Annotated in this window: 21 protein-coding genes; 8 read left to right on the top strand and 13 right to left on the bottom strand. The window is 71.6% G+C overall.

Translation table 11 applies throughout. The features are described from left to right. Nucleotides 1-2: 2 nt before the first annotated feature. Nucleotides 3-740, bottom strand: a complete 738-nt coding sequence (locus ACVCAG_RS21050) for an NERD domain-containing protein (RefSeq protein ID WP_440081539.1) — start codon at nt 738-740, stop codon at nt 3-5. A 224-nt stretch (nt 741-964) separates the two neighbouring features. Between ACVCAG_RS21050 and ACVCAG_RS21055 the strand changes: the two genes are divergently transcribed. Then, nucleotides 965-1,567, top strand: a complete 603-nt coding sequence (locus tag ACVCAG_RS21055; protein ID WP_440081540.1) for a TetR family transcriptional regulator — start codon at nt 965-967, stop codon at nt 1,565-1,567. Here ACVCAG_RS21055 and ACVCAG_RS21060 read toward each other — a convergent pair. Next, nucleotides 1,527-2,324, bottom strand: a complete 798-nt coding sequence (locus tag ACVCAG_RS21060; protein WP_440081541.1) for an SDR family NAD(P)-dependent oxidoreductase — start codon at nt 2,322-2,324, stop codon at nt 1,527-1,529. The two genes, ACVCAG_RS21055 and ACVCAG_RS21060, sit on opposite strands and share 41 nt — an antisense overlap. 114 nt (nt 2,325-2,438) lie before the next feature. Here ACVCAG_RS21060 and ACVCAG_RS21065 point away from each other — a divergent pair, with 114 nt between their 5' ends. Continuing rightward, nucleotides 2,439-3,029, top strand: coding sequence for a TetR family transcriptional regulator (locus ACVCAG_RS21065; protein ID WP_440081542.1), 591 nt, complete (start codon nt 2,439-2,441; stop codon nt 3,027-3,029). Nucleotides 3,030-3,101: 72 nt separating this feature from the next. Here ACVCAG_RS21065 and ACVCAG_RS21070 read toward each other — a convergent pair whose 3' ends face one another. From ACVCAG_RS21070 to ACVCAG_RS21080, 3 genes are all read right to left on the bottom strand, one after another. Then, entirely contained in the window at nt 3,102-4,202 is a 1,101-nt protein-coding gene (locus tag ACVCAG_RS21070) for an acyl-CoA dehydrogenase family protein (RefSeq protein WP_447190136.1), read from the bottom strand. 84 nt (nt 4,203-4,286) lie between these two features. Further along, complete coding sequence (locus ACVCAG_RS21075) at nt 4,287-5,462, bottom strand: acyl-CoA dehydrogenase family protein (RefSeq protein ID WP_440081544.1); 1,176 nt, start codon at nt 5,460-5,462, stop codon at nt 4,287-4,289. Nucleotides 5,463-5,649: 187 nt separating this feature from the next. After that, a complete protein-coding gene (locus ACVCAG_RS21080; RefSeq protein WP_440081545.1) occupies nt 5,650-6,852 on the bottom strand; it encodes an acyl-CoA dehydrogenase family protein in 1,203 nt (400 codons plus the stop codon). A gap of 76 nt (nt 6,853-6,928) precedes the next feature. Here ACVCAG_RS21080 and ACVCAG_RS21085 point away from each other — a divergent pair, with 76 nt between their 5' ends. Together ACVCAG_RS21085 and ACVCAG_RS21090 are read left to right on the top strand one after the other, a co-directional pair. Further along, nucleotides 6,929-7,525 (top strand): YdeI/OmpD-associated family protein, encoded by a 597-nt coding sequence (locus tag ACVCAG_RS21085; protein ID WP_440081546.1) that lies wholly within the window; start codon nt 6,929-6,931, stop codon nt 7,523-7,525. 44 nt (nt 7,526-7,569) lie between these two features. Further along, entirely contained in the window at nt 7,570-8,163 is a 594-nt protein-coding gene (locus ACVCAG_RS21090) for a GNAT family N-acetyltransferase (protein WP_440081547.1), read from the top strand. 1 nt (nt 8,164) lies between these two features. Here the strand turns inward: ACVCAG_RS21090 and ACVCAG_RS21095 are convergent, their stop codons facing one another. After that, entirely contained in the window at nt 8,165-8,743 is a 579-nt protein-coding gene (locus ACVCAG_RS21095; protein WP_447190137.1) for a TetR/AcrR family transcriptional regulator, read from the bottom strand. 73 nt (nt 8,744-8,816) lie between these two features. Between ACVCAG_RS21095 and ACVCAG_RS21100 the strand changes: the two genes are divergently transcribed. Then, entirely contained in the window at nt 8,817-10,034 is a 1,218-nt protein-coding gene (locus ACVCAG_RS21100) for an FAD-dependent oxidoreductase (protein ID WP_447190138.1), read from the top strand. A 39-nt stretch (nt 10,035-10,073) separates the two neighbouring features. Here ACVCAG_RS21100 and ACVCAG_RS21105 read toward each other — a convergent pair whose 3' ends face one another. The 3 genes from ACVCAG_RS21105 to ACVCAG_RS21115 all read right to left on the bottom strand — a co-directional run bounded on the left by ACVCAG_RS21105 (nt 10,074) and on the right by ACVCAG_RS21115 (nt 13,430). Further along, nucleotides 10,074-10,934, bottom strand: a complete 861-nt coding sequence (locus tag ACVCAG_RS21105; RefSeq protein WP_440081550.1) for a hypothetical protein — start codon at nt 10,932-10,934, stop codon at nt 10,074-10,076. Between the two features lie 174 nt (nt 10,935-11,108). Beyond that, nucleotides 11,109-12,722 carry a pentapeptide repeat-containing protein gene (locus ACVCAG_RS21110; protein ID WP_447190139.1) on the bottom strand — a complete coding sequence of 538 codons (1,614 nt, stop codon included), beginning with the start codon at nt 12,720-12,722 and terminating at the stop codon, nt 11,109-11,111. Between the two features lie 342 nt (nt 12,723-13,064). Beyond that, nucleotides 13,065-13,430, bottom strand: a complete 366-nt coding sequence (locus ACVCAG_RS21115; protein ID WP_447190140.1) for a VOC family protein — start codon at nt 13,428-13,430, stop codon at nt 13,065-13,067. Between the two features lie 315 nt (nt 13,431-13,745). Between ACVCAG_RS21115 and ACVCAG_RS21120 the strand changes: the two genes are divergently transcribed. Next, the gene (locus ACVCAG_RS21120) at nt 13,746-14,756 is read left to right on the top strand and encodes a DMT family transporter (RefSeq protein WP_447190141.1); all 1,011 of its coding nucleotides are present in this window, start codon (nt 13,746-13,748) and stop codon (nt 14,754-14,756) included. A gap of 49 nt (nt 14,757-14,805) precedes the next feature. On the opposite strand, the gene ACVCAG_RS21125 is transcribed toward ACVCAG_RS21120, so the two are convergent. Then, nucleotides 14,806-15,597 carry a class II aldolase/adducin family protein gene (locus ACVCAG_RS21125; protein WP_440081557.1) on the bottom strand — a complete coding sequence of 264 codons (792 nt, stop codon included), beginning with the start codon at nt 15,595-15,597 and terminating at the stop codon, nt 14,806-14,808. After that, on the bottom strand, nt 15,594-16,745 hold the full coding sequence (locus ACVCAG_RS21130; RefSeq protein WP_440081558.1) for a lactate 2-monooxygenase: 1,152 nt from the start codon (nt 16,743-16,745) through the stop codon (nt 15,594-15,596). The genes ACVCAG_RS21125 and ACVCAG_RS21130 overlap by 4 nt, the downstream gene beginning before the upstream one ends. 208 nt (nt 16,746-16,953) lie before the next feature. Between ACVCAG_RS21130 and secA2 the strand changes: the two genes are divergently transcribed. Further along, a complete protein-coding gene (secA2, locus tag ACVCAG_RS21135) occupies nt 16,954-19,155 on the top strand; it encodes an accessory Sec system translocase SecA2 (protein WP_440081760.1) in 2,202 nt (733 codons plus the stop codon). 13 nt (nt 19,156-19,168) lie between these two features. Here secA2 and ACVCAG_RS21140 read toward each other — a convergent pair whose 3' ends face one another. Beyond that, complete coding sequence (locus tag ACVCAG_RS21140) at nt 19,169-19,444, bottom strand: type II toxin-antitoxin system RelE/ParE family toxin (protein ID WP_440081559.1); 276 nt, start codon at nt 19,442-19,444, stop codon at nt 19,169-19,171. Further along, nucleotides 19,441-19,719, bottom strand: a complete 279-nt coding sequence (locus tag ACVCAG_RS21145) for a type II toxin-antitoxin system Phd/YefM family antitoxin (protein ID WP_362837472.1) — start codon at nt 19,717-19,719, stop codon at nt 19,441-19,443. Before ACVCAG_RS21145 ends, ACVCAG_RS21140 begins: the two co-directional genes overlap by 4 nt. Nucleotides 19,720-19,865: 146 nt before the next feature. Between ACVCAG_RS21145 and ACVCAG_RS21150 the strand changes: the two genes are divergently transcribed. Further along, nucleotides 19,866-20,669 (top strand): MmyB family transcriptional regulator, encoded by an 804-nt coding sequence (locus ACVCAG_RS21150; RefSeq protein WP_440065630.1) that lies wholly within the window; start codon nt 19,866-19,868, stop codon nt 20,667-20,669. The last annotated feature ends 75 nt before the right edge of the window (nt 20,670-20,744 follow it).

Consider the following 20,744-nt stretch of genomic DNA (forward strand, 5'->3'; position numbering starts at 1 on the left):
GGTCAGCTCATGCGGCGCAGCACCCGGGCGGCGGTCCTGACGAGGACCTCCACCTGGGCGTCGTCGAAGTCGGCCCGTGGCCCCTTCTGGATCCAGCGCGCGACCAGGCGGGGCTTGAGAAGGGTGATCCCCTCCGCGGTGACCGACCGCCTGATCTCCCCGCCGTGCACGGCGATCAGGGGCTCGATGGTGACGGGGATGCCCGACTCGCGGGAGAGGATTTCGGCCAGCGACTCCGAGACCTCGACGAGTGCCTTGGCCACCTTCGTGCCGTACTTCTCACCCAGGAACAACCGGTCGCCGTACCGGGCGATCTCGGTGTCGGGGTCCCATGCCTCGTTGTCCACCACCCAGACCCCACCGGGGCCGATGACGAGGTGGTCGACCGAGGCCTTGCCCGGGACGGCGCGGCCTTCGAGGATGTGGTAGCCGTCCTTGCGCAGCTTGCGGCGGAGCAGCTTGCCGGTGATGGTCTCGCCCCGGCGCCTGCCGCGCCAGACGGCGGTGGCGTCGTACTCCCGCCAGGTCAGGAACGCGTCCCCGGCGGCGACGAGCAGAGCGCCCAGCAGCCCGAGGATCGGCGGCGACAGGTTGAACCGGTAGGCGAGCGCGACTCCCACCGCCAGGCCGACCACCGCCTTGACCGCGCGCATCTTCCTGCGCTGGGCGGCTTCCTTGATCCAGAACTGCTCGTACATGACCTGCGGCGACAGGCCGTGGACCTGGTCGACTGGCGTCACGTAGATAGATCCGCCCGGCATAGCGAACCCCCATGGCTAGAACGGTCGGGAAGGACGGGAGGGGGGACCTGCCACGCTGAAGATCCTTAGACTATGAAATACCCGATCGGGGGCTCCAGCTATCCCTGGATCGCGAAGGTGACGCAAGTAACACACATTCGCCAGCCACCAGCGGCGCAACCGACCAGTCGGTATGCTTTCCCTCACCACACCATGGGGGACGCATGACTCAGGACCAGGAGCCGGTACGGCAACGCCTGCTCAGCGAGGCCACACGCCTGTTCGCCGAGCGAGGCTTCGAGAGTACGTCGGTGCAGGAGGTCGTCTCGGCGGCCGGCGTCACCAAGGGCGCCATGTACCACTACTTCGACTCCAAGGACGACCTGCTCCACGAGATCTACGGGCGCGTGCTGCGCCTGCAGATGGAGCGGCTGACCCACTTCGCCGACGGCCCGGGGCCGGTGGCCTCACGCCTGCACTCCGCCGCCGCGGACGTCGTGACGACCACGGTGGAGAACCTGGACGACTCCAAGATCTTCTTCCGCTCGATGCACCTGCTCGCGCCCGACACCCGCAAGGTCGTCCGCGCCGAGCGGCGCAACTATCACGAGCGCTTCCGCGACCTGGTGACCGAGGGGCAGCGCGAGGGCACCTTCAGGAGCGACGTCCCCGCGGACATCGTCGTCGACTTCTTCTTCGGCTCCGTCCACCACCTGGGCACCTGGTACAGCGCGGAGGGCGCGCTCTCCGGTCCCGAGCTGGGGGCGCACTTCGCCGACCTGCTGCTCACCTCGCTGCGACCGGATCGGCCAGCACCCCCCGCGTGACCCTCCGCCCGAGCAGGGCGACGAGCCTGCGCGGCAACTTGGCCAGCAACCGGGTCGAGACGGAGTTGCCCACCCCGGGGATCACGTAGCCCCGGTCGCGCTCGAGCGCGCGCAGGGCGGCCCCGACGACGGCCTCCGGCGTCAGCTCCTGCGCGCCGATCTTCGCGTCGTCCGTGCCGAGCGCGTCGAAGAACCCCGTCTGGACCGGCCCCGGGCAGAGCGCCAGCACCTTCACCCCCCTGCCCCGGAATTCGCTCCACAGGGCGAGGCTGAAGGTGAGCACGAACGCCTTGGACCCGCTGTAGGTCGCGAAGTAGGGCGTGGGCTGGAAGCCCGCGGTGGATCCCACGTTGACGACCGCGCCCCCGCCGCGCTCGACCATGCCCGGGACGAACGCGTGCGTCAGACCCGCCATGGACACGACGTTGACCATCAGCTGGTCCTGATCCCGCTCGGCGGGGATCTCGGCGAACCGGCCGGCCGTACCGAAGCCCGCGTTGTTGACGAGCAGGTCGACGGTCATCCCCCGGGCGGCCACCTCTTCCGCCACCCGCGACGCGGCGTCCGGCGCCGCGAGGTCCTGGCCGACCACCTCGGCCCGCACGCCGTACGAACTCCGCAGCTCATCGGCGAGTTTCTCCAACCTGTCGACCGAACGGGCGACCAGCACGAGGTCGTCCCCGCGGGCGGCGAGCCGTCGGGCGAACTCCATGCCGAGGCCCGAGGAGGCACCGGTCACCAAAGCCGTCTTACTCATCACGATCTTCCTTTCGATGTCCTGACACTCCTCGAAAGTAGCAGCTTGTCGATTATCTGCAACACTCGTGTACCACTAAAGATTTTAGCGGGATCATTCCTGTAGCATCTGCCTATGGAGACGAAGGGCCGCCCGCTGCGAGCGGACGCCGAGCGCAGCATCCGGGCGATCATGGAGGCGGCCGAGCAGCTGCTCGGCGAGAATCCGGGCGCGACGATGGAGCAGATCGCGGAGGCTGCCGGGGTGGCCAGGACCACCGTTCACCGGCGGTTCGCCAGCCGGGAGGCCCTCGTCGAGATCATGACGACCGCCGCGTGGCGGGAGATCAGCGCGGCCGTCGAAGCGGCCAGGCCGCACACCGCTCCCCCGCTGGTCGCGCTGCACCAGGCCACCACGAACGTGCTCCACATCAAGTCCCGCTGGCGGTTCGCCCTCAGCCACGTCAACCCGCTCGGCGAGGAGGCCGCGAGCATCCAGGCCGAGACCATGGACAGGTGCGACGCGCTGTTCCTGCGCGCCCGGGAGACCGGGCTGCTCCCCCCGGGCACCGACCTTCTCTGGACCCGCCAGGTCTACCTGGCCCTGCTCAACGAGACCGCGTGCGGCCCCACCTGGGACAGGCCCGGCGAATCCGGTAAGCCCGACCCCGACGCGCTCGCCGCCCGGATCATCGACACCCTGTTCCACGGCGTGGCAGCGCGATGAGCTTCACGGTCTGACAGCACGACGACCCCCGGCACGGAGCCGGGGGTCATCGTGTCGGCACGCGGTCAGGCGTCAGGCGGGACCGGGCAGGTCCGCGAGGGCCGCCACGGCCTCCCGGTGGGCACCGGGGGTGCCGAGCGCGATCTCGGCGGACTTGGCGCGCTTGAGATACAGGTGCACCGGGTGCTCCCAGGTCATCCCGATCCCCCCGTGGAGCTGGACGCTCTCCTCGGCGACGTGCACCGCCACCTCCGAGCACCACGACGCGGCCACCGCCGCCGCCAGCTCGCGGTCCCTGGCCGCCTCCCCCGCATCGGACGCGCCCGGGTCCGCGGCCAGCAGGTCGGCCGCGTTCCTCGCGGCGGCGCGGGCCCGCACCACGTCCAGCCAGAGGTCGGCCATCCGGTGCTTGATCGCCTGGAAGGAGCCGACCGGCCGGGCGAACTGGTGGCGCTCCTTGATGTAGGAGAGCGTCGTGCTCAGACACCACTCGGCGACCCCGAGCTGCTCGGAGGCGAGCAGGCCCGCGCCGAAGTTCAGCACCCTCCGCACGTCGAGCCTGCCGATCGCATGACCGGGGGTGTCCGAGAACGTGACGGTGGCGACCGGCCGCGTCAGGTCGAGCGACGGCACCACGTCGATCCGGACATTCACCGCCTCCACCTGGTAGAGCGCCGTCCCGACGGGTACGAGCAGCACGTCCGCCACGTCCGCGCCGGCCACCGCCGTGATCTCCCCGTTCAGCACCCCGCCGTCCGTGACGGTGACGGTCTCCGGCAGCGGCCGGTACGGCGAGGCAGCCAGCGACACCGCGAGCGCCGCCGTCGTCTCCCCCGAGGCGAGTTCCTGGATCAGGTCCTCCTCGCCGACCTGCAGCAGGGCCTTCGTGGCGAGCACCGAGCTGGTGAGGAAAGGCAGCGGCGCCACCGCCCGCCCCAGCTCCTCCAGCACCACCGCGACCTCCCGCGCCGACGCCCCCGCCCCGCCGTACTCCTCCGGCACCAGCAGGCCCGCCACCCCGATGTCCCGGGACAGTGTCTTCCACAGGTCCATGTCGTACGGCGCCTCGGACTCGGCACGCCTCAGCACGGCGTCGGCCCCGCAGCGGTCCGCGAGAAGATCCCGCACAGAGGCCCTGAGCTCCTCTTCGACTTCGGTGTACAGCAGTGTCATCGGTCGCTCACCACTCCTCGTTCACTACGCGGCCCGCTCGTCCCTCGCGACCCACTCCGCTCACTGCGTCGGATTCGCTCCGTCTCATCGCGGAAGGTCCTTCCAGGGCACGTCCTTGTCGACGCGGGGTTCCGAGGGGAGGCCGAGCACGCGCTCGGCGATGATGTTGCGCAGGATCTCCGAGGTGCCGCCCTCGATGGAGTTGCCCTTGGCGCGGAGGTAGCGGTATCCGGGGCCCCGGCCGAAGAAGTCGACGGTGTCGGAGCGGCGGAAGGTCCAGTCGTCGTAGACCAGGCCCTCCTCCCCGCGCAGCTCCACGTCCAGCCCCGACAGGGCCTGGTTGAGGTCGGCGAAGGCGAGCTTCATGCCGGAGCCCTCGGGTCCCGGCTGCCCGGCGGAGAGCTGCTCGCGCAGGCGCGTACCGGCCAGGCGGGTCACCTCCGCCTCCACCCACAGGCGCAGCAGGCGCTGGTGCAGGTCGTGGGTGCGCGCCTCGGGCCGGGAGCGCCAGGTGTCGGCGACCAGGCCGACCACGCCGCCGCCCCGCCGGACCGGCGCGCCGCCGATGGCGACCCGCTCGTTCATGAGCGTGGTCTGCGCGACCCGCCAGCCGTCACCGACCTCCCCCAGCCGCAGGTCGTCACCGAGCCGTACGCCGGTGAGGAAGACCTCGTTGAACTCGGCCTCGCCGGTGATCTGCCGCAGCGGCCTGACCTCGACCCCGGGGGCGTGCATGTCGCACACGAAGTAGGTGAGCCCCCGATGCTTGGGCACGTCCGCGTCGGTCCTGGCGACCAGGATCGCCCAGCGGGAGTGGTGGGCGCCGGAGGTCCACACCTTCTGCCCGTCCACCACCCACTCGTCGCCGTCCCTGACCGCGCGGGTGCCGAGCGTGGCCAGGTCGGAACCGGCGCCGGGCTCGCTGAAGAGCTGGCACCAGATCTCCTCGCCCGTCCACAGCGGGCGCAGGAACCGCCTGCGCTGCTCGTCGGTGCCGAACGTCAGGATCGTGGGCGCCGCCATCCCCAGCCCGATCGTCTGCAGCCCGGGATTGATCTGCGGCGTCCCCTCCAGCTCGCGCTCCACGACGCCCTGCAGCTCGCGCGCCGCTCCGAGCCCGCCGAGCCCCTCGGGGAAGTGCACCCAGGCCAGCCCGGCGTCGAACCTGGCCCGCAGGAACTCCAGCCGGTCCCCGGCGGGGTCGTGCCCGGCCAGGAACGCGGCAGCGCGCTCCCTGACCGCCTTCTCGTCCAGCGCCACGGACGCTCCCTTCGTCGATCTCCATCGATCCTCGTCGACCTGTGTCGACCTTCGCCGACCTTCGCCGACCTCCGTCGAGCCTCGTCGGCCGTCAGCCGGCCGTCGTCGGTTCGCGCGCCCCGCGCCTCCGGGGCGCCCCGGCCCCCGCGCCGCCCCGGGTGTACGGGATGGCCGGAGCGACGCCGGGTCACATATGCTTTTTAAGCTCCCGGTAGGCCAGGGAGCGCTTGTGGACCTCGTCGGGCCCGTCGGCGAGCCGCAGCGAGCGGGCGCCCGCCCAGAGGCCGGCCAGCGGGAAGTCCTGGCTGACGCCTCCGGCGCCGTGGGACTGGATCGCCTTGTCCAGGATCCACTCCACGTCGCGCGGTGTGGCGATCTTGATGGCCTGGATCTCGGCGTGGGCGCCCCGGTTGCCCACGGTGTCCATCAGCCAGGCGGTCTTCAGCACGAGCAGGCGGAGTTGCTCGATCCTCACCCGCGACTCGGCGATCCAGTCCTGGACGACACCCTGCTGGGCGATCGGCTTGCCGAACGCGTTCCGCGACAGGGTCCGGACGCACATCATCTCGACGGCCCGCTCGGCCATCCCGATCAGCCGCATGCAGTGGTGGATACGGCCGGGCCCGAGGCGGGCCTGGGCGATCGCGAAGCCGCCGCCCTCCTCGCCGATCAGGTTGTCGACCGGCACCCTGGCGTCCTCGAACACGATCTCGGCGTGCCCGCCGTGGTCGGAGTCGGAGTAGCCGAAGACGTGCATGCCCCGCCTGACGTGCATGCCGGGCGTGTCGCGCGGCATCAGGATCATCGACTGCTGCCGGTGCGAGGACGCCTCGGGGTCGGTCTTGCCCATCACGATGAAGATCTTGCAGTTGGGGTTCATCGCGCCGGAGGCGAACCACTTGCGGCCGTTGACGACGTACTCGGAGCCGTCCCTGACGATCGACAGCGCGATGTTCGTGGCGTCGGAGGACGCGGTGTCGGGCTCGGTCATCGCGAACGCCGACCGGATCTCGCCACGCAGCAGCGGTTCCAGCCACTCCTTGCGCTGCCACTCGCTGCCGAACATGGAGAGGACCTCCATGTTGCCGGTGTCGGGGGCGGCGCAGTTGGTCGCGGTCGGGGCGATCCTCGGCGAGCGGCCCATGATCTCGGCCAGCGGCGCGTACCGCAGGTTCGTCAGGCCGGCGCCGTGCTCGCCCGGCAGGAACAGGTTCCATAGACCTCGCCTGCGCGCCTCCTGCTTGAGATCCTCCATCAGCGGTGGAGTGGCCCACCCGCTCTCGGCGGCCTGGGCCTCGAAGGCCTCCTCCGCCGGATACACGCACTCGTCCATGAAGCCGAGCAGTCGTCCCCGCAGTTCCTCGGTCTCGGCGTCGAACGCGAAATCCATGGCCCCTCCTCACGGTCTCCCGTGAGGGTACCGACCGGACGGTATGTCTGTCGACAGGCCCTCTATGCTCGACCCCATGGACCCCGCCTTCTTCGCCACCCCCGAGGAGTTCCGCGCCTGGCTGGAGGCGCACCACGAGACCGAGAGGGAACTGCTGGTGGGCTTCTTCAAGAAGGGCACCGGCCGCCCGAGCATGACCTGGCCCGAGTCCGTCGAGCAGGCCCTGTGCTTCGGCTGGATCGACGGCGTCCGCAGGACCGTGAACGCCGAGAGCTACAGCATCCGCTTCACGCCGCGCAAGGCGCGCAGCACGTGGAGCGCGGTCAACATCGCCAAGGTCGCCGAACTGACCGAGCGCGGCCTGATGCGTCCCGCGGGCCTGCTCGCCTTCGAGCAGCGGACCGAGGACAACTCGGTGATCTACTCCCACGAGCGGACCGAGGACGCCGCGCTGGACGAGGAGCAGGAGCGCCGCTTCCGGGCGGAGACGGCGGCGTGGGAGTGGTTCCAGAGCCAGCCGCCCGGCTACCGCAGGACCGCTCTGCACTGGGTGACCACCGCGAAGCGGCCCGAGACGAGGGAGAAGCGTCTCATCCGGCTGATCGAGGACTCCGCGGCGGGACGCAGGCTCGCGCAGTTCGAGCGCCGAGTGGTCCCCGGGAACACCCCCTGAGTGGACCTTCGAGCAGGTCCGCCGCAGGTTCTAGGGTCGTCTCCATGACCGCGAAGATGCCCGTTCCCGTCGTCCTCGAAGGCGAGACCGTACGGCTGGAGCCGCTGACCGGCGACCACCTCCCCGATCTGTTCCTGGCCGGTGGCGGCGACGACGAGGTGTGGCGCTGGATGCCCGCCCCGACCCCGCGCACCGAGGCCGAGCTGACGGAGATCGCGGTACGGCTGATCGAGACGCCGGACCACGTGCCGTTCGCGGTGATCCTGAGGGAGACCGGCCGCGCGGTCGGCTGGACCACCTACATCGACACCCCCGGATACGCCGACAGCATCGAGATCGGCTGGACCTGGTACGGCAGGTCCGTGTGGCGCTCCGCGGTGAACACCGAGTGCAAGGTCCTGCTGATCGACCACGCCTTCGACAAGCTCGGCGTGAACCGGGTCCAGCTCAAGACCGACAACCTGAACGTCCGCTCGCAGGACGCGATCAGGCGCCTCGGCGGCGTCGCCGAGGGCACCCTGCGCCGCCAGCGCCGCCGTGCCGACGGCACCTGGCGCGACACCGCCTACTTCAGCATCCTCGACGACGAGTGGCCGGCCCACCGCGCCCGCCTCACCGGCCTGCCCGGCGGTTCGTGACCTACGGTCCCTCACGGCCGAGCATGCCGCGCAGGAGTTCCCTGACCCCCAGCCGGAGGTCCTCCAGGGTCGGTTCCGCTCCGGCGCCGACGACGGCGTCGAAGATCACTCCCTCGCTGAAGGCGATGATCTGGCGTCCGTGCCGTACCGGGTCGGACGATCCCGCGGTGGAGAGGATCGCGACCACGGGGGCGCGGAAGCGCTCACCCGCCCTGTCGTAGATCCTGCGCAGCTCGGGGCGGCGGGTGGCCTCGAGGGCCAGCTCGTAGCGGGCGACCGTCCGGCGGCGGCCGACGGTCAGCTGCGTCCAGAGCGCCTGGGCCGTCATCTCGGCGAGGGCTTCGACCACGTCCGGCGCCGGAGGCTCGAGGATCGGCGCGAACGCGGCCGACTCCAGCTGGGTGAGCCGCGCGAGGGTCAGCTCCAGGAGCGCGGACCGGGTGCGGGCCAGGTTGGAGGTCGACCCCGGCGGCAGACCCGCCGCCTCGTCCACGGCTCGATGGGTCAGGCCGCGCATTCCCCGATCCGCCAGCAGGGCGATGGCGGTGTCGGCGACGAGCTCCGCGCGTTGGGACTTCACCCTTCGATACTACATTTGTAGTTCGACTACAGGCGTAGTAACCTTCACTACATCCGTAGTAAAGGAGAAGGTCATGGCACGTGCGGTGGTCATCGGAGCGGGCATCGGCGGGCTGACGGCGGCGGTGGCGCTCCAGCGGCGGGGCTGGGACGTGACGGTGTTCGAGAGGGCGGCGTCCCTGGAGCCGGTCGGCTCGGGGCTGGCCGTCGCCGCCAACGCGCTCAAGGCGCTCGACACGATCGGGGCCGGTGACGAGATCCGCAAGCTGTCGGCCGTCCAGGGCGCCGGCGGCATCCGGCGCTCCGACGGCAGGTGGCTGGTGAGGACCAGCGTGGAGGCCGCCTCGGCGCGCAACGGCGGCGACTCCGTGGTGCTGCTGCGCCGCGCGGACCTGGTCGACGTGCTCTCCTCCCACCTCGAACCCGGCACGGTCCGGCTGAACACCGAGGTCTCGGAGGTCGACCCGGAGAGCGGCCTGGTGACCCTCCCCGACGGGCCGGCGGAGGCGGACCTGGTGGTGGCGGCCGACGGCATCCACTCTCCCGTCAGGTCGGCGCTGTTCCCCGGCCATCCCGCCCCTCGCTACGCGGGCGTCACCAGCTGGCGGGTGCTCATCCCCGCCGAGGGCGTCCCGGGTCAGGCGTACGAGAGCTGGGGGCGGGGCAAGGTCTTCGGCGTCATGCCACTGGCCGGGGGCACCTCCTACTGCTACGCCACCGACACCGTCCCGGCGGGCGGCGGTGGCGGGGACCAGCTGGCCGAGCTGCGCCGGCTGTTCGGAGACTGGCACTCCCCGATCCCGGAGCTGCTCGCCGCGGCCTCGCCGGAGAAGGTCCTGAGGAACGACGTCCACCACCTCGCCGCCCCGCTGCCCGCCATGCACCGGGGCAGGGTCGCCCTGCTGGGCGACGCCGCGCACGCCATGACCCCCAACCTGGGTCAGGGCGCCTGCCAGGCGATCGAGGACGCGGTGGTGCTGGCCCACGTGGTCGGCGACGGCGGGAGGTTCACCGGCGGTACCGGCGCGGACGGCGGAAGCGGCGTATCACCGGCCGGAAGCGGCGGGCCGACCGGCGGGAACGACGTGCTGGCCGGCTACAGCGCCGCGCGGCTGGAGCGTACGTCCAGGATCGTGGCCCGGTCCGCGGCGGTCTGCCGCGCCACCCGGATGCGCGGCCCGCTGGCCGTACGGCTGCGCGACACGATGATGGCGCTCAGCTGGCGGCTCGCCCCGGCGAGCGTGAACGGCGCGATGGACGAGGTGTTCGGCTGGACACCGCCCTCCACCTGACCCCGCCTGGACCCCGCCTGGCCCCGCGCTGTTTCGCGACTACCGCGCGACGCCCGCCTTCTCGCGCACCGTGGCGGGAACCCCCTGGTCGGGGGAGAGCCGTCCCAGGGTGATCGTCCCCCAGACGAGCAGCGCGGCGGCGCCGAGGGCGGGGATCACGTTCAGCCAGCCGCTGGGCACCGCCTCGTCGAGCAGGAGCGCGCCCGCGAGGATCGAGGTGATCGGGTCGACGATCTGGACCGCGGCGTAGGAGATGCCGAAGTAACCCACCTCGTAGGTCTTCTGCAGCAGCACCACCGCGCAGACGAGCAGCACGGGAATCGCCACCGTGAACCAGTTGAGCAGCGTGCTCAGGTCGCCGTCGAAGGTGCCGCCCACCACCCGGACGAAGGTGGAGACGCTGGCCGTCACCGCCCCCGCGCCGACCGACAACGCGAGCGCGTGGGCCGAGCCGGTCATCTTCCTGGCCAGCAGATGGGTCACCAGCACGACCAGCCCGACGCAGCCGAGGAAGCCCAGCGCCTCCTGGTTCGTCATGTGGGGTTTCACGGGGTGCGCGGGGACGAGCAACAGCAGCCCGAGCAGCCCGACGGCCACCGCGATCGAACCGATGATCTCCGCCTTGTGCGGGCGCCTGCCGTGCAGCATCGCCGCCAGCGGCACCGCGAACACCAGGGTCGCCACGCTGATCGGCTGCACCGCGATCAGCGGCGCGAAGCTGAGGGCGACGGCGTGCAGGGACGCCCCGGTGAAACCGATGACGCCGCCGAGCCACCAGCGGGGCCGCTTCATCAGCTTCAGCGACGCGCCCTCGGAGACCGCCTCGAACTGCTGGAGCGCGGCTCCCAGGGCGTATCCCAGCGCGCCGACCAGGGCGATCGATATCCCGACCCAGGTCATCGCCACCTCACATAACGGACGGGGCATCCGGAAAGAAGCGATTCACGGGTCATCCCGCAAGCTTAAGGCGCACGGCGAACGGGTAGGGACCTTCTTCTGCCTGTACGAGACGCGGCGAGGCGTCGTCCGGCCGGTGCCGACGAGAGCGACGCCCCCCTCCGGCGGGAAACACCCTCACGAACCGGCACCTCTGGCATGACCGGCATCCCGGTCATCGGTCCGGATCCGATCGGCACCCCGACCGCCGTCACCGGTCCGGGCGGCGGGCTCGCCGGGCCGGGAGTCCGCACGGTCCTCGGTGCCCTCGGGGTTCTCGAGGTCCTCGGTGCCCTCAAGGACGAGATGCGGGGTGCCGGGGCCGTCATCGCCGGACCGGGAGTCGTCGGGGTTCCCGCGGTTCTCCCGGTTCTCGCGGACATCCCGGACCAGATGCGCCGTGCCGGAGCCGTCATCGCGGGCGGTCTCCCGCCACCCGGCGGGCCAGGATCGCCGGCCGGCGGGAGCCTCCCGTACCGTCGCCTCCCAGAAGGCGGGCGCGGTCGTGAAGACGGCCTCGCCGAAGGACGTCCCTCCCGCGAAAGTGGCCTGGCGGAAGACCGCCTCGTCCTCGAACACGGCGTCGCCGAAGAGCACGACCCCCTCGAAGGTGGTCCCGCGGAAGAGAGCCCGGTCCCTGAAGACGGCCCGGTTGAAGAACGCCTCCCGCTCGAACGTGACCCCCCTGAAATCCGCCCGGAGGGCGAACACCGCCTGCCGGAACGCGGCCTCGTCCTTGAACACCGCGCCCTCGAAGCCCGCCTTGTAGTTGGCCTCCCCCCAGGCCGCCCTGCCGCTGAAGACCGCTCCCCCGAACACCGCCACGCCCTCGAAGACGGCCCTGTCGAAGCGGGCGAACCCCTCGAACCTGGCTCCGCCGAACCCGGCCCGGCGCATCCGGCAGTCGACGAACCCCGGCTTCACGAGCCACGCGCCCGTGAGGTCGACGTCGATGTCCGGCCAGAACGTGACGGGCCTGACCGGCTCGGACCTGCTCCAGCGCAGGTGGTTCCTGAGGATCACCTGGGCCGTGGCGCGCACCTGGAGTTCCTGCGGGTCGATGGTCTCCTCCCGGCCGGCGGGTTCCGCCTCCCCCGGCGCGGCCGAGGGAGGCGGCATCCGCAGATAGGCGCAGATCACGTCGACGACCGTCTGACGGTGTTCGGGATTGTCCTGCGCGACGCGTTCCAGGGCGTACAGGCCGGCCAGGCGCACGGCGGCCTTGTCGTGCCCGAGCTGGTCGGCCGCCTTGGTGTAGAGCTCGGTCACGCGCCGCTCGCCGGCGTCGTACTCCTGGTAGGCCTGCGTACGCTCCCCGAGCCACTGGCGGCGCACGCCCAGGAGGAGCGCCACCAGCCCCACGGCCCCGGCACCCACGGTCAGGCCGGTCTTCACCGCGTCCAGGCGCATCTCGACGCGCTTGGAGGCGTCCGGCGCCGTGTCCGCGAGGAACAGCAGGACGGCCGTGGCGCCCCACATGGACACGACGATGAGCACGACGCCGGCGAGGACCCACCACCAGGACAGGACGCGCAGTGCCGCGCGGTCGTCCCGCCGGGGACGCGCCAGGGTCAGCCCGGCGCCCACCCCCGCGAGCACCGCGGCCACCAGGGCGAGCAGGCCGGGCAGGGGGACGTAGGCCGCCAGGTCCGGTGCCCCGGCCCGGCTCGCCACCAGCGCGACCGTCGCCACCGCCCCCGCCGCGACGAGTGAGATCACGCCGACCGTCCCGCGCCGGGGGTGCCGCCTCATCAATCCTCCTCGGGGTGGGGGCCTCCGCCTTCGGACGAGCCTCGGACGAGGGAGAACGGGCTCTCCGCCGCCTCCGGGGAGGAGAGAGTCCGGAAGGCAACTTCAGCGCATCCCTCCCGGATCGTCCAGTCATCCGGAGGAACGCGCCGCCCCGCCCCCCACGGCCCCGGACGGGGGCACCCTGCCCGGGACCCGCACGGCCGGTGATCACCTCGGGCCGGGGCGCGAACGGTGCCCGGGTCCGGGGCGTCCGCACGGCCGGCGATCTCCCCGTGCCCGGCGGAGCCCGGCCGGCCACCCGGCCCTAAGGTGTCCGCGCGGCCGGTGGTCACCGGCCGCTGGTCACTGGCCGCTGGGCGGGCAGACGCAGAACAGGTGCCCTTCGGGGTCGGCGAGCACGACCCACTTTCCCTCGCCGGGCTGGAAGTCGGGCCGGGTGGCTCCGAGTTCCAGGTAGTCCCGGACGGCCCCTTCCAGGTCGGGCACGCGGACGTCCAGATGGAACTGCTTGTCGGGCCCCGGCCACGCGGCCGGCTTGCGGTCGAGGTTCTGCTGGAAGTAGATGCTCGTCGTGCCGTCGCCGATACCGGCGTAGGTGTCCTCCGCGTACTGGATCTCGTAACCGAGGACGGCCGCGTAGAACTCGGCCAGCCGCCTGGGCTCGGCGCAGTCGATGTTCACGGCGAGAAGCTGTGCTGTCGTGGTCATGGAACGATCGTCGCGCCCATACCTGTCAGCTGCTGTCACGTTTGCCGGAACAGTTCGCGGGGCCCGCCCGGGCACCGGGACCGGGACCGGCTCGGGCACCGGAGCGCGGGCCGGAACGGCTGGTGGCCGGGATAAGTGGTGGCCGCCGTGAGGAGAGCCTGGTTAGGGTGACTCCATGTTCCTGATCGTCTCCCCGCCGACCGCCCCCTAGCGGGCGGCCCTCTCTCCTGACGACCGGACCCGAGCGGTCCGGTGGGTGCTTGCCGTCCGCATACGTGCGACCTGACGACGACCACCTCATCTGGAGAGATCTCCATGACGCATGTCTCCGTACGGCGGGGCCTGCTGTACGTGTCCATCGCGGCGACCGCCTGGGGCACCGGCGGCGCCGCCGGCGCGCTGCTCCACCAGACGGGCGGGCTCGGCCCCGTCGCCGTCTCCTTCTGGCGGTTCGCCGCCGGAGCCGCCGTGCTCCTGCTGGCCAGGCTCCTGTTCGGCCTCGGCGGGCCCCGGCCCGCCGGACCACTCACCATCGCTCGGCGGACCCGTCCCACCGGATGGGACCCGGCCCCCGGCGGGCCCCGGCCCGCCGGACCGCTCGCCGTCCTCCGGCCGGCCCGCCTCGCCTGGCGGAGCCCGGTGCTCGGGCGGGTCCTGGTCACCGGCGTGGCGATGGCCGTCTACCAGACGGCCTACTTCGCGGCGATCGCCGAATCGGGCCTGGCCGTGGCCACCGTGGTCACGATAGGCGCCACCCCCGTCCTGGTGGCCGCGGGCGGGCGGCTGCTGCTGGGCGAGCGCCTGGGCGCCACCGGGCTGGGCGCGGTCACGATCGCCCTGACCGGCCTGGCCGTGCTGACGCTCGGCGACGGGTGGGCGGCCTTCTCGGCGGCCGGTATCGGGTGGGCCCTGCTGTCGGCGGCCGGGTACGCGGGTGTGACCCTGCTCAACCGGGCCTCCACCGGTGAGCCGTACGCCACCGCGACGGGCGGCTTCGTCGTCGGCGGGATCTGCCTGCTCCCCGTCGCGTGGGCCCAGGGGCTGCTGCCCTCCGGTGACCCGCTCGCCTCCTGGGCGGTCGTCGCCTATCTCGGTACGGTGCCGACGGCCCTGGCCTACGGGCTCTTCTTCACCGGCCTCGCCGCGGTACGCGCCACGACGGCCGCCGTGATCTCCCTGGTGGAGCCGGTCGGCGCGGCGATCCTGGGGATCCTGCTGCTCGGCGAACGGCTCACCCCGGCGACGGCGTGCGGGAGCGTCCTGCTGCTCGGCGCGGTCGCCCTGCTCGCCCTGAAGGAGAGAGGACAGGCGCCCGTCCCGGTGTGACCGGGGCGCGGGCCCCGTACGGGAAACCGTACGGGGCCCGCGCGGGGCGTCAGCCGAACAGGTCGGGTTCGGTGGCGACGATCTGGTCGTACAGGGGCTGGAAGTTGATCCAGCCGACCGTGTCGTTGCCGATCTGGCCGTGGGTGAGCTTGGCGTTCTCGTGGGTGATCTGGACGGTGGGCCCCGCGGCCTTGGCCAGGAGCTGGGCCTGGCACGAACGCTCCATCGTGATGAACCACCAGGCGGCGGCGTCCACGCTGTCGCCCACCGTCAGCAGCCCGTGGTTGCGCAGGATCACCGCCTTGTGGGAGCCGAGGGCCTGGGCGATGCGGCGGCCCTCCTCGGTCTCCAGGACGACGCCGGTGTAGTCGTCGAACAGGGCGTGGTCCTCGTAGAAGGCGCAGGCGTCCTGGGTGAGCGGTTCCAGGAGCGTGCCGAGCGACGACAGCGCCTTGCCGTACACCGAGTGGCTGTGCGCGGCGGCGACCACGTCCGGCCTGGCCTGGTGGACCATCGAGTGGATCGCGAACGCGGCCTGGTTGACGTGGTGGCGGCCGTCGACCACCTGGCCCTCGTGGTTGACGAGGATCAGGTCGCCGACCTTGATGTGCTTGAACGACATGCCGAACGGGTTCACCCAGAAGTGGTCGGTGTGCTCGGGGTCGCGGACGGTGATGTGCCCGGCCACCCCCTCCTCGAAGCCGAACCCGCCGAACAGCCGCAGCGCCGCGACCAGGCGTTCCCGGCGGTGGCGGCGCTCCTCCTCCACGCTCTCGAACTTCTGCGGGAGCCGGAAGATGAGCTGGTCGCTGGGAACGGGCTGCAGGTCGGACAGGCTCACGGTGCCTCCAGGACGGAAGGGTCGAGATCGGCGGGGCGGCTGTGGCCCGCCAGGCCGAGGGTGAGATCGAGCTCGGCGAGCAGGCTGCGCACCACGTGGCGCACGCCCTCCTCACCGCCCGCGGCCAGGCCCCAGACGTACGGCCTGCCGAGGAGCACGGCCCGCGCGCCGAGGGCGAGGGCCTTGACGATGTCGGAGCCGGTGCGGACGCCCGAGTCGAACAGCACGGTCATCCGGTCGCCCACGGCCGCCGCGATCGCGGGGAGCGCGTCGAGCGAGGCCGTGGCGCCGTCGATCTGGCGGCCCCCGTGGTTGGAGACGACCACGCCGTCCATGCCCGCGTCCGCGGCGCGCAGGGCGTCGTCCACGTGCTGGACGCCCTTGAGGACGATCGGCCCGTCCCAGTTGTCGCGGAGCAGGGCCAGCTGGTCCCACGTGTGGGGGCGGCCGTTGAACATCGGCACCCACTGCATGATCGCCGCGTCGAGGTCCTCCTCGACCGGGCGGGCCAGCCTGGCGCGGAACACCGGGTCCGACAGCGGGATCGCCAGGCCGGTCCCGCGCAGGAACGGCAGATAGGCGTGGTCGAGGTCGTGCGGGCGCCAGGCCAGGGTCCAGGTGTCGAGGGTGACGACCAGGGTGTCGTAGCCGTTCTTGGCGGCCCGGTCGAGCAGGCTGAGCGTGACCTCGTCGTCGTGCGGCCAGTAGAGCTGGTACCACCGGGGGCCGTCGGCCTCGGCCACCTCCTCCAGCGTGTGGGACGCGGCGGTGCTCAGCACCGTGGGAATGCCGAGCGAGGCGGCGGCCCTCGCGGTGGCCATCTCGCCGTCCGGGTGCACGATCGACTGCACCCCGATCGGGGCGAGGGCGAGCGGCGCGGGATAGGTCCTGCCGAACAGCTCGACGGCGAGGTCCCTGACCGGGACGTCGCGCAGCATCCTGGGCACGATCCTCCGGCGGTCGAACGCCTCGCGGTTGGCGCGCTCGGTCGCGCCGGTCCCCGCGGAACCGGCGACGTACCAGTACGGTCCCGGGTCGAGCCGCTCGCGCGCGACCCGCTCCAGCTCGGTGACGGACGTCGAGTACGCGGGCGGGGTCCCGACCAGGCCGTTGAGGTATATCTCGTACTGGTAATCGGAGAAGGCCATGTTCCAAGCTTTGTGGTGATCATCCTGGATGTCCACGGCTTGTTGGCTAAAATCGCCTCCGACTTATCCCGCTATGGCGTGACAAGTCACCGGTGCTCCGGAAATCTGGCGGGAGCACCCCGATCCTGAACGGCCGATCTTTGCACCACAATGTGCGGAGAGACGGAACGCGAGCCCGGGGACGGGCGTTGGAGGGAACGTGGCCTCGATTACCCAGCTCTTCAGGCGGTTCCTCGAACGCCCCGGCACCATCGACCTCTCGAAGTTCGAGAAGGTCGTCGCGGAGGCCGGGACCCGCGAGGAGCGGATCCGCGCGCTCGACGAGCTGCCCACGCCGTCGGCCGACGACCTTCCGGAGTTCTGCGCGATCATGCGCGAGGCCGCGCGCCGCGCGCTCGACCTGCGGCCGTACGACGTGCAGCTGGTCGGCATGCTGGCGATGCTGTCGGGAAACGTCGCGGAGATGGCCACCGGCGAGGGCAAGACCCTGTCCGGCGCGATGGCCGCCGCCGGATACGCCCTGCAGGGCAAGCGCGTCCACGTCATCTCGGTCAACGACTACCTGGCCCAGCGTGACGCCGAGTGGATGGGCCCGCTCTACGCCGCGCTCGGCGTCTCCTGCGGCTGGATCGGGCAGAACTCCACGCCCGGCGAGCGCCGGGCGGCCTACGCGGCGGACGTGACGTACGGCTCGGTCAGCGAGATCGGCTTCGACGTGCTGCGCGACCGGCTGAGCACCAGCGTGGACGACCTGATCGTGCCCGCGCCGGCCGTGGCGCTGATCGACGAGGCCGACTCCGTGCTGGTCGACGAGGCCCGGGTGCCGCTGGTACTGGCCGGCGCCGCCGACCCCGGCGACGCGGTCCCGGAGATGGCGGCGCTGGTCAGGCAGCTGGTCAAGGGCTACCACTACGAGCTCGACGACCAGGCGCGCAACGTCCACCTGACGAGCAAGGGCATCGACACCGTCGAGCAGGCGCTCGGCCTCGACCTCTACGACACCCCGGCCACCCTGACGGACGTCAACCTCGCGCTGCACGCGCACGCCCTGCTCACCAAGGACGTCGACTACATCGTCCGTGACGGCAAGGTGCACCTGATCAACCCCTCCCGGGGCCGGGTGGCGCTGCTGCAGCGCTGGCCGGACGGGCTGCAGGCGGCGGTGGAGGCCAAGGAGGCGCTCTCGCCGTCGGAGACCGGCGAGATCCTCGACTCGATCACCGTCCAGGCGCTGATCACCCGTTACCCGGAGAAGTGCGGCATGACCGGCACCGCGGTGGCGGTCGGCGACCAGCTGCGGGAGTTCTACGACCTCAAGGTCGCCGTGATCCGGCCCAACCGGCCGAACGTGCGGATCGACGAGCCCGACCGCCTTTTCGAGTACCGCATGGAGAAGGACCTCGCGCTGGTCGAGGAGATCGTCGAGGTGCACGCCACCGGCCGGCCGATCCTGATCGGCACCCTGGACGTGGCCGAGTCCGAGCGCCTGGCGCTCACCCTGAGCGGGCGCGGGCTGGAGTGCGTGGTCCTCAACGCCAAGAACGACGCCGAGGAGGCGGCCATCATCTCCCGGGCCGGGGAGCGCGGCGCGCTCACGGTCTCCACCCAGATGGCCGGGCGCGGCACCGACATCCGCCTCGGCGAGGGCGTCGACGAGCTCGGCGGCCTGTACGTCATCGGCTCGGGCCGGCACACCAGCAGCCGCCTGGACGACCAGCTCCGCGGGCGCGCGGGCCGCCAGGGCGACCCCGGCGGCTCGGTCTTCCTCGTCAGCGGCGAGGACGAGCTGATCACCCACTACGTCGCCGACGAGTACGCCAAGGGCGTGCCCGAGCACTCCCTCGTGGGCCACGCCCAGCGGGTCGCCGAGGGCGTCAACATGGAGATCCACCGCAACACCTGGCGCTACACCCGGCTGCTGGAGCGCCAGCGCGGCCAGCTGCTGGAGCGCCGCGACCGGGTCCTGCGCGACAGGGTGGCCGGCGAGGCGCTGGCCGCGGCGGCCCCCGAGCGGTGGGCGGAGCTGGCGGAGAGCGTCGGCGAGGACGTGCTGCACGAGGCGGCCCGCCAGATCGTGCTGTTCCACCTCGACCGCGGCTGGGCCGACCACCTGGCGTACCTGGCGGAGCTGCGGGAGGGCATCCACCTGCGGGTCCTCGGCCGGCTCAACCCGATCGACGAGTTCCACAAGGACGCCGTCCCGGCCTACCAGCGCCTGCTGGCCGAGATCGAGTCACGCTCGGTCGAGACCTTCGAGACCGCCTCCGTCACCGAGGAGGGCCTCGACCTGGAGGGCGCGGGCCTCAAGCGCCCCACGGCCACCTGGACCTACCTCGTCCAGGACAACCCCTTCGGCACCGAGTGGGACCGCATCCTCAACCGCCTCGCCACCAAGGTCCGCCACCGCTGACCAGGATCGCCCCTCACCGCGACCGGTAGGCGTCCGATCGATGCTGGATGGTGATCACTTGGACCACGATCGTGTCGTCGTCGATCAGATAGAGCACCCGGTAGTCGCCCCGGCGCGCTGACCACTGCGGGGCGAGAGGCTCGTCGAGCGGCTTGCCCACCCGGTGAGGGTTGTCCAGGAGCGGGCCGGTGATGAACTCCCACACCGCCGGAACGACCTTCGCCGGCAGCCGCTCGGCGAGATCCTGCCTGGCACGGCGGGTGAGGCTGAGTTCATACCGCCTGCTCACAGACGACCGGTCCGGCGGAGCTCGGCCTCCACCTCCTCAAGGGAGGAGACGCGTCCCGACTCCAGGTCGGCGAGCCCTTCGCGAATGGCCGCCACCGTTTCCGTCGAAGCGAGAATCTCGATCATCTCGCGCATCGTCTCGTAGTCGTCGGCGGCCAGCAGCACAGCGGCGGGCAGGCCGTTACGAGTGATCTCGAATCGCTCATGGGTGGTGACCGCGGACTCGACGATGCCGGAGAGCCGGTTTCGCGCGTCCGCGAGAGGAAGAACAGTCATGTACATAATTCTAGCCAACATGGATCGCGGCGGCCAGCGATTCGGATTTCCTGGGAAACGCAAGCGCCACTTCAGCTCCGACATCATGGCGCGCGTTACGTGGGTGGTAATGGTTTCGCCAAACGTCACCGATTATCGTGGCGTAGGTGACCACCACCAGCGCGTCCCGGCCGGTAGGCGAGCTTCTGCGCCAGTGGCGGGAACGACGGCGGATGAGCCAGATGGACCTCGCGATCCAGGCCGACATCTCCACCCGGCACCTGAGCTTCGTGGAGACGGGGCGGTCCAAACCGAGCAGGGACATGATCCTGCACCTCGCGGAGGAGCTGGAGCTCCCGCTGCGCGAGCGCAACCACCTGCTGCTGTCCGGCGGGTTCGCGCCGCTCTACGCGGAGACGCCGCTCAGCTCACCGCACATGGCGTCGGTACGGGAGGCGCTGGGGCAGGTGCTGAGCGGGCACGAACCGTACCCGGCGGTCGTCGTCGACCAGCGCTGGAACCTCGTCGACCGCAACGCCGCGACCGGGTTGCTGCTGCGCGGGGTCGCGCCGGAGCTGCTGGTCCCCCCGGTCAACGTGCTGCGGCTGAGCCTGCACCCCAAGGGCATGGCGCAACGGATCATCAACCTGGGCGAGTGGCGGGCCCACCTACTGCACCGGCTCCGCCGCCAGATGAGCCTCACCGCCGACCCCGAGCTGGCGGCGCTCTGGCAGGAGCTCGACGACTACCCCTGCGACCAGCCCGAGCCGGAGATAGACCGGCCGGGGCCCGGCGACATCGTGATCCCCCTGCGGCTCCGCCGCGGCTACCGGGAGCTGGCCTTCTTCAGCACCATGGCCACCTTCGGCACCCCGCTGGACATCACCGTCGCCGAGCTGGCCATCGAGGCGTACTTCCCGGCGAACCCCGAGACCGCCGCCTACCTGCAGCACCAGCACCACCCCGACTGAGCGGAGAGGCCGGGACGGGGCGGGGGTGCGGCGTGCGCCCACGCCGCACCCCGCCGTCCCGGCCGGTCCGGCCGG

The sequence above is a fragment of the Streptosporangium sp. G12 genome, assembly GCF_052983175.1.